This is a genomic window from Bremerella sp. JC817 (assembly GCF_040718835.1).
Classification (GTDB): domain Bacteria; phylum Planctomycetota; class Planctomycetia; order Pirellulales; family Pirellulaceae; genus Bremerella.
Genome location: NZ_JBFEFG010000084.1, coordinates 1 through 482 on the forward strand (window position 1 = coordinate 1; position 482 = coordinate 482).

General features: G+C 68.0%; 1 protein-coding gene and 1 pseudogene. Both read left to right on the plus strand.

The features are described 5' to 3' along the window. The coding region (locus AB1L30_RS00390; RefSeq protein WP_367011376.1) for a hypothetical protein at window positions 1–295 on the plus strand (295 nt) is incomplete at its 5' end. Next, a pseudogene (locus AB1L30_RS00395) lies at window positions 283–482 on the plus strand (hypothetical protein); the annotation flags it as partial. The gene AB1L30_RS00390 and the pseudogene AB1L30_RS00395, both read left to right, overlap by 13 nt.

Genomic DNA, 482 nt, shown 5'->3' on the forward strand with positions numbered 1-482 from the left:
TGCGATGCGTCGTCTGGTGACCCCGCTCGACGCGGAACAGGTCCGGGCGATGACGGGGGGCGCCGTCCCGGTGATCCTGCTGCCCGATGGCTCGTGGGAGGCGCTTGATGCGGAGTTGCAGGCCGAGGCGCTCGTGACGACCTGGCGGGGCGACGAGGCGGATTGCCGGCTCGAGGCCCTTCGGCATGGTGCCCGACTCGTGATCCGCGTCACGGGCAGGGCGGTCCTGGACCTGGATGTTCAATCGAGCCTTGTGGATGAATTGTGGCACCCTTCGAGTCGATGGCAATTGTGACCGATTCCTTGCTCCTGCTGGCGATCGAGACGACCTGCGACGAGACCGGCGCCGCCGTGCTGGAAGGCCCGAGGCCCCCGAAACGAGGGGTGCCGAGGGTGCGGTCGAGCGTGGTGGCGTCGCAGGTGGAGTTGCATGACCGGTTCGGCGGGGTCGTGCCGGAGATCGCCTCGCGAGAACATGTGAG